Here is a 7,837-nt window from a genome sequence, read left to right on the forward strand (position 1 = left end):
GTACCGCGCAGCCGGATGCGGAAATCATCGTGGTCGACGACGGCTCGACGGATGACACGCGGGCCATCTGCGCCGCCAACGCGGTCGATTGCCTGTCCTCGCCCTATTCGATGGGCAACGGCGCGGCGATCAAGCGCGGCGCGCGGGCGGCCCGGGGCGAATGGCTGGTCTTCATGGACGGCGACGGCCAGCACGACCCGGAGGACATCGACCGCCTGCTCGCCAAGCTCCAGGAAGGCTACGACATGGCCATCGGCGCGCGTGACTGGGGAAGCCAGGCCGGCGTGGGACGGGGGCTGGCGAACACCTTCTACAACTGGCTTGCAACGCGCATGACCGGTCACCCGGTGCTCGACCTTACCTCCGGGTTCCGCGCCGTGCGCGCCGAGAAATTCCGCGAGTTCCTGTACCTGTTGCCCAACGGGTTTTCCTATCCCACCACCAGCACCATGGCCTTCTTCCGTAGCGCCTACCCGGTCGCCTACGTGCCGATCAGGGCAGCCCAGCGCGTGGGCAAGAGCCACATCCGTCCGCTGCGGGATGGACTCAGATTCCTGCTGATCATCTTCAAGATCGCCACGCTGTATTCGCCGTTGAAGCTGTTTGCGCCAGCGAGCGTGGTGTTCTTCCTGCTGGGCTGCTTGAACTACCTGTGGACGTACCTGCACTTCGGTCGTCTGACCAATGGCAGCACGCTTTTGTGGAGCGCGGCGGTCATTGTGTTCTTGATCGGACTCATATCCGAACAGATCACCGCGCTGATGTACCGGTTGGGCGACTAGACCTACTTGCGTGGCAAAAAGGGCGCGTCGGCCACGCCGATGCAACAGCGAAACGAGCGGCCACTCCAATGACCAGATCAAACGACGGATTCGACGAAATCCGCGATTTCTACGACCGCAAGTACTACGCCGTGATCGGAAACGACACCCGGCTACCGTGGCACTGTCGATCGGTCGCGCGGCGTTTCGGGCCATTCGAAGGACGGGCCGTGCTCGATGTCGCCTGCGGCACCGGTGAATGGTTGAGCTATTTCCGCGAACACGGCGCGCGCGCGGTGGCGGGCATCGACTTGTCCGAAAGAGCGATCGATGCATGCCGCCGGCGCCTGCCCGAAGGCGAATTCCATTGCGGTACCGCCGAAACGCTGCCCTTTGCCACGGCCGCGTTCGACATCGTCACCTGTATGGGCTCGCTGGAGCACTTCCTGGACAAGCCGGCGGCACTTCTGGAAATGCGTCGTGTACTTAAGCCGGGCGGCCTGATCGTGCTGCTCGTGCCTAACGCCGGTTTCCTGACACGACGGCTCGGCTTGTACGGTGGAACCCAGCAGAAAGCCGTGAAGGAAGACGTGCTCTCGCTTGACCAATGGCAGCAACTTTTTGCTGCTGCCGGCCTCCGCGTGGAGGCGCGTTGGCGCGATCTGCACCCATTGAGCCGATCGTGGATTATCAGGGGATCGCCGTTGGCGTGGCCCGTGAGAATGCTCCAGGCGCTGGCGCTGGCCGTTTGGCCCGTGCGCTGGCAATACCAGGTCTACCACCGTTGCTCGGTATCCCGTTCGTGAGCTTCGGTGAGCCATGAACCCTGTACATCCGCGCATGCTTGTCGTCAGCAGGAACCTTCCGCCTCTGGTTGGGGGCATGGAGCGGTTGAACCATCACGTTGTGCTCGAGCTCGCGCGACGCGCTCATCTGGAAGTGGTGGGGCCTCCCGGATGCGGCGCGTGGATGCCCGATGGCGCTGTCGTACGTGAGACTGGCTCTTCCGGTCTGGGCCGGTTCCTGCTGAGGGCGGCCTGGAACGCGTTTGGTGCGGCGCTCAGCCGGCCTCTTGATTTCGCTTTTGCCGGGAGCGGCCTGGTCGCCCCGATCGTGCTGATTGCTGCGCGTATGCGGCGCGCTCGTTGCGTGGTGTATCTGCATGGCCTGGATATCGTGGTGCCGCATCCGGTGTACCGGCGGGTGTGGTTGCCGCTAATCCGGCGCTTCGATCTGTGCCTGACCAACAGTCGGAATACCGCCGAACTGGCTCTGCGCGCTGGAGTGCCGGCAGAGAGGATCAGTGTGCTTCACCCGGGCGTGGAGCCGGCGCCGGAGTCGTCACCGGATCCGGCCGCAGCATGGCGGTCGCATCACGGGCTGAACGGGCGAAAGGTCTTGTTGTCGGTAGGGCGGCTCACTCGCCGCAAGGGTCTGCTGGAATTCGTCGAACGGGCGCTTCCAGGCATCGTTGCGGCGGATCCGCGTGCCGTGCTCGTGGTGATCGGCGACGAGGCGTCCGACGCGCTCGCCGGTCGCGCCGAAGGAATGAGTGACCAGATAAGAAGAGCGGCCTCCGAGCGCGGCCTGGATGCTCACGTCATGCTTCTCGGGCCCTGCCACGAAGTTGAGTTGAACGCGGCCTATCAAGGCGCTGATCTTCTTGTGTTTCCCGTGTTGGAAGTACCGGGTGACGTGGAAGGTTTTGGCATGGTCGCCTTGGAGGCAGCCGCACACGGCCTGCCTACAGTGGCCTTCGCTGTAGGCGGCGTACCCGATGCTGTAGCGCCGGGAGAATCGGGGTGGCTGGTCAAGCCCGGGGACTACGTGGCGTTCGCCGCACGCACGCTTGAGGCACTGTCTCCGGCAGGGTCGGTTTCTGCGCAGACATGTCGCAGGTTCGCCGGGCAGTTCGCCTGGTCATCCTTCGGGATGCGCCTTTGGGATTACCTGGGCCAGATCCAGAGGCGTTGATCGGCCATTCGCAGTACTGCGCTCCTGCCGTATTCCGTCTCCGGTCAACTCCACCAACCGCGGTTCGATCCTGCCGATGATCGTCGCCCAATCCTCCACTGCCAGTTGTGCCAGCGCACGGGAGTTCAGTTGGTGGTTGATCGCACGCAGCAGGTCCTGCGCGTTGCCTGCGCGGTACAGGGCCTGTGGGTTATCCGCCAACAGGGCAGGCATGGCGCCGATGTCGGCAGCGACCACCGGGAGGCCGCAGGCGAACATTTCGTACGCTTTCTGGGGAAAACAGTAGTTTCCAAAAGGCGTGTCGCGCAGGTAGATGATGCCTGTATCGAGCGCCTGGAACAGCGTGGCCGTATGACGGTGGGCGAGCATGCCCAGGTAGTGCACACGTGGCGCGACCGGTGGGGGCAGCGCCGGATCGACGGGCCCGGCAAGCACCAGATGTGCGTCGGGCATCGAAGGCGCCAGGGCGTTCCATGCGGCGTAGAGCTCGCCGATGCCACGGCTCGCCAACAAGCCGCCTGCCGTACCGATAAGCGTCGCCTGTACCGGCAGACCTAGTGCTTCGCGGGCCGTTGCTCGATCCCCTGGCCGGAATACATCCAGATCCACCGTGCTGGGCATGGAGACTACGGTGCCCTCCGCCCGATAGGTGCCGCGCACCAGGCCGGCAAGTGCGTCGCTGGTGGTAGTCACCAGGCCGGCGTGACGGGTCGCCTTGCGCAACGCCGTCACGAAGCCGGGAATGCGCGCCTGGCCGAAGCCCTCGAAGTTGTCGTAAAGGTCCACGGCGTAGGGGCGATCAAGCTTGCGAGCGAGCCACGCGGTGAGGGCAACCTGCGGGATGTCGGACGCGCCGATAAGCACGTCGGGCTGCAAACGCCGCAGTTGCCCAAGGAGCCGGGACGGGTAAGCGGCAAGGCGGGTGAACGCCCCGCCTCCCAAACTTCGAGCGTGCCACTCCAACCGGCCAGGGAGGGCGTCGTGGATCGCCTCGCCTTCGGACTCCGAACGGTATCCCAGACAGAAACCATGGACCTCGTGTCCCAGCCTCGCCAGTTGGAGCGGTATCTCGTACAGGCGGCCATAGCGGTCGTCGATGACGTCCTTGCCCATGTAGCGGCGCTTGCAGATAAAGGCGATCCGCATCAGGAAACGTCCGGGAAGCTCAGCGGAGGGATTCGATCAGGGTGCGCGATGCGGCAAGCGCTGCGCCGACCACCTGGTCCATATTGTAGTAGCGGTACTGCGCGAGGCGGCCCACGAAGGTCACGTCCGGTTCCGTCCTGGCGAGTGCCTCGTAGCACTTGAAGAGCGCCTCGTTCTCCTCGCGCGGCACCGGGTAGTACGGATCGCCGTCGGCCAGCGGGTATTCGCGGACGATGGAAGTCCCGGGGTGCGCCTGGCCCGTGAGGTGCTTGAACTCGGTAATGCGGGTATAGGCGTGGTCGTTCGGGTAGTTGACCGTTCCCGTCTCCTGGTACCAGGCCACGTCCGGCAGGTGCTCGTGCTCGAACCGCAACGAGCGATAGGGCAGGTAGCCGAAGCGGTACCCGTAAAACGCGTCGATCGGGCCGGTGTATACCGTGTGGTCGCGGGAAAAACTTTCGCGCACGTCCTGGAAATCCACCCCGAGCTCCAGCGAGATACGCGGATGGTCGAGGATGGCATCGAACATCTTCGTGTAGCCGTGCAGCGGCATGGCCTGGAACGTGTCCGTGAAGTAGCGGTCGTCGGTATTGGTGCGAACCGGAATGCGCGCGGCCACCCCGGCCTTGAGCTGCGACGGCTCCAGCCCCCATTGCTTGCGGGTGTAATTGAGAAAGAACTTCTCGTACAGGTCGTGACCCACGCTGTTGAGCACCACGTCCTCGCTCGTCCGCACCGGCTCGCGCGGCTCGCGGACACGCTCGAGGAACGCTGCCGCTCCCGCTTCGTCCAGATCGATCCCGTAGAGGCGATTGAGCGTGTCGCGGTTGATCGGGAAGGGGTACGGCCGGCCGTCGACCACGCTGCGCACGCGGTGTTCGTATGGCCGCCACGCGGTGAACCGCGACAGATACTGGAAGATGCGTTCCCCGTTGGTATGGAAGATGTGCGGTCCATACCTGTGCACCAGCAGGCCGTGTTCGTCCAGTTCGTCGTAGGCATTGCCCCCGATGTGCGGCCGCTTGTCGATGACGTGAACGCGGTGGCCGGCCTCGGCCAATTCGCGCGCCATCACGCTGCCGGCGAAACCTGCGCCGACGACGAGATGCATCGGATGCGCCGAAGTACTCATGAACTCAGGCCCAGGCGACGGAGCGTGGCAAAAGGTTTCGACGCGTAGCTGAGGCGGCACAGGGACAGCAGGTACATGTCCACCGAGGTGGCCAGGCCGGCGCCGTGCAGCTCGTATAGCGGAGAAGATCGGAACGCCCGCCACATCGTTTGCCCGAGCGGTGCAGCACGGATGCAGGCGCGCACCCATTGCGACGCCACGACGTGCCTGGCGTCCTCGTCAGTCCTGGTATCGAGCAGCTTGAGGAGCCACGCCTCGATACCGTGGAGGTCGTCGGCGCATTCGATGGACGAGGGCGCGCGTATCAGGTTGTGCAGGCGCAGCTCTTCGGGCGCCACCTCAATCGACTGGGCGCGCAGCGCTTCCCCGCGGATACGCCGCGTCACCTCCTCCATGGCGCTGCGCCTGGCCTGGGTGGCCTGCTGGGGGTGGCGGCGATAGCGAAGCAATGGTTCCGGTACGTTGGCGAGGCGGAACTCGCTGCCGGCCCTGACGAAGAGGTCATAGTCTTCCGCAAGACGGTAGTCCTCGCGATACCTGAAGCGGTCGAAGACTTCCCGGCGCGCCAGAATGGTGGGATGGCAGATCGTGTTCTGGAACAGCATCGCCGCACGGAGCGCTGCTTCCGTATGCGGCCAGCGGGTCGTCCTGCGCGGTCCTTGCCCGAATTCGACGAACCAGCTGCCGCACAGGTCGACGCCAGTGGACCGGAGATACGCCAACTGCCGCGAGAAGCGGTGTGGAAGGCACACGTCATCGGCATCCATGCGCGCGATGTAACGACCGCGTGCCACATCCAGTCCGCGGTTGAGGCTCGCAACGATGCCCAGGTTTGTTTCGTTGCGGATCAATGTCACGGGCAGCCCCGCTTGGCCGGCTTGCTCCACCTGCCAGGCGCTGGCGTCCCTGGACCCGTCATCGATCGCTATCACCTCCAGGTCCGCGCAGTCCTGGGCGAGCACACTGGCAAGCGCCTCGCCGAGCCACTTCTGCGCATTCAGGAACGGCAGGATGACCGATATCAACGGTGCTTTGGATGAGTGCATGCAGGTCTGGAGTCGCCTAGACCCGGGCGACCAGGGTCAGTTCGGTACTGACCGCCTTTGTGGCGAAGCCCCGGGTCGCCTGCCCGAACAGGGCCGTGCATCCCGGCCTGATGTGTTCGTGCAGCTCGATGACGATGTTGTCGACCTGGCCGACCCAGTCCGCCGCGTCCTCGAGCACCTCCATTTCCGCGCCCTCGATGTCCATCTTGAGCAGCGAGATGCGATCCGCGCCGCCGAGGGCAGCCAGGCTGCGGACGCGGTAGCCGCGGACGGCAGAGCCCTCCCCGGAGGCTGGGCCGCTGGTGCCGACCCGGTAGGCCCATTCGTTTGCATCGGCCGAAAGGATGCCAACCGGTTCATCGCGGTGCCAAAGCGCGCCGTGAATGCAACGGATCTGTTTGTAGGCCCCGGTATTGGCTCGGAGAAGCTCGAAGTTACTCGCCTCCAGCTCCACGGCGAGGATCTTTGCCATGGGATGGCGCGCGGCGATGAACAGGCTGGTCAATCCTATGTTGGCGCCCGCATCGATCACGAAGCCGAGCTCGTCGGGAATGGCTTCGATGATCTGGTATTCCTTTTCAATGAATACTTGCCTGAAGACGTTCAGATCGCTCGAGTTCAAGCGCAGGTATAGCGGATGGGGCGACCAGTGGCGCGCGACACGGACCGGCTTCTTCTCTCCGGTCACAAGCGCCAGTGCTGCGTACCAGAGGCCGCTCGCCCCGAATATGCGGAGGTACAGAGAGAGCGACCGGAATGGATGTTTGGGTAGCTTCAAGAGGTCACCTGATGCGCGCGCCTGAGATTTCTGGTCAATGTCAGTTGTCGCTCTCGGTCGAGCTGAGGACCGCGTCGCGGTTCTCGCAGAACCAGGCCCAGGTGCTCGCCAGACCCTCACGCAGCGATACCCGGGGCTCGAACCCGAGGGTCGCGGCGGCCTTGTCGAAACGAGCGAAATTGCGTCCCACCTCGCCGGGGCGGGAGGGGAGGCGGATGATCGGGTGCCCGGGCTGGCCCGCCACTTCGCTGACCAGGGCGGCAAGCGCGCTTACGCTCGTCTCTACGCCCGAAGCGATGTGGAATACCTCGCCAGGGGCGATATCCTGGCTCAACGCTTTGCTTATTCCCCTGCACAGATCATCGACGTGCAGATAGTCGCGCGTTGCCGTGCCCTCTCCGTAGATCGTGATCGGCTCCCCTCTCATGAGCGCTTTCATGAAGCGGGTGATCGCTCCTTTCTTGTGTGCGCTGAAGGGTCCGTAGATGTTTGCGAAGCGCAAGGCGACCGTGCGCAAGCCGTAACTTTTGGCATAGGCGTGGCAGTAGGCCTCGCCGCACAGTTTGCTTGCGCCGTAAGGGGAAATGGGGCGGGGCAGCGAGCCCTCGTCAACCGGAGGTATGGCGTCTCCGATCAGCGCGCCTCCGGTGGATGCGAATACCACTCGCTCGACCTTCTGCAGGCGGCAGGCCTCCAGGACGCACTGGGTGCCGAACGCGTTGATGTCGAAGTTGGCCGTCGGATCGCCGACCGATTCGACCACCGACCCGTAGGCCGCCAGGTGCACGACCGCCCGCGCACCCCGCAGCGCGCTGCCGAGCGCTACCGGGTCACGGATATCCCCTTCGAACACCGCGACATGCTCGGGAAGGGAGTCCCGGTTGCCCCGCGAAAAGTTGTCGAACACCGCCACAGAGGTAGCAGGTAGCGCGCGCAGGAGGTTGCTGCCAATGAATCCCGCACCCCCGGTCAAGACGATTTCGGCCATGTATGGTCTCTA

8 protein-coding genes are annotated in these 7,837 nt (G+C 64.4%); 3 read left to right on the top strand and 5 right to left on the bottom strand.

All coding sequences use genetic code 11. The features are described from left to right. The 3 genes from VFH59_RS09005 to VFH59_RS09015 all read left to right on the top strand — a co-directional run. Positions 1-782: glycosyltransferase family 2 protein (locus VFH59_RS09005; RefSeq protein WP_325164551.1), on the top strand; the 782-nt coding region annotated here is incomplete at its 5' end. Positions 783-850: 68 nt separating this feature from the next. Continuing rightward, a complete protein-coding gene (locus VFH59_RS09010; protein ID WP_325164552.1) occupies positions 851-1,567 on the top strand; it encodes a class I SAM-dependent methyltransferase in 717 nt (238 codons plus the stop codon). Positions 1,568-1,643: 76 nt separating this feature from the next. Beyond that, the gene (locus VFH59_RS09015) at positions 1,644-2,735 is read left to right on the top strand and encodes a glycosyltransferase family 4 protein (RefSeq protein ID WP_325164553.1); all 1,092 of its coding nucleotides are present in this window, start codon (positions 1,644-1,646) and stop codon (positions 2,733-2,735) included. Here the strand turns inward: VFH59_RS09015 and VFH59_RS09020 are convergent. From VFH59_RS09020 to VFH59_RS09040, 5 genes are read right to left on the bottom strand one after another with little or no spacing between them, the layout of a single operon-like run. Next, a complete protein-coding gene (locus tag VFH59_RS09020; protein ID WP_325164554.1) occupies positions 2,682-3,881 on the bottom strand; it encodes a glycosyltransferase family 4 protein in 1,200 nt (399 codons plus the stop codon). The genes VFH59_RS09015 and VFH59_RS09020 overlap by 54 nt on opposite strands. Before the next feature lie 19 nt (positions 3,882-3,900). Beyond that, entirely contained in the window at positions 3,901-4,992 is a 1,092-nt protein-coding gene (glf, locus tag VFH59_RS09025; protein ID WP_325164555.1) for a UDP-galactopyranose mutase, read from the bottom strand. Between the two features lie 17 nt (positions 4,993-5,009). Then, positions 5,010-6,059, bottom strand: a complete 1,050-nt coding sequence (locus tag VFH59_RS09030; protein ID WP_325164556.1) for a glycosyltransferase family 2 protein — start codon at positions 6,057-6,059, stop codon at positions 5,010-5,012. Between the two features lie 16 nt (positions 6,060-6,075). Then, the gene (locus VFH59_RS09035) at positions 6,076-6,837 is read right to left on the bottom strand and encodes an FkbM family methyltransferase (protein ID WP_325164557.1); all 762 of its coding nucleotides are present in this window, start codon (positions 6,835-6,837) and stop codon (positions 6,076-6,078) included. Positions 6,838-6,877: 40 nt separating this feature from the next. Beyond that, a complete protein-coding gene (locus VFH59_RS09040) occupies positions 6,878-7,825 on the bottom strand; it encodes an NAD-dependent epimerase/dehydratase family protein (protein ID WP_325164558.1) in 948 nt (315 codons plus the stop codon). Positions 7,826-7,837: the final 12 nt, after the last annotated feature.

The sequence above is a fragment of the Frateuria sp. genome (genome assembly GCF_035695185.1).
In the GTDB taxonomy this organism is placed as follows: domain Bacteria; phylum Pseudomonadota; class Gammaproteobacteria; order Xanthomonadales; family Rhodanobacteraceae; genus Frateuria_A.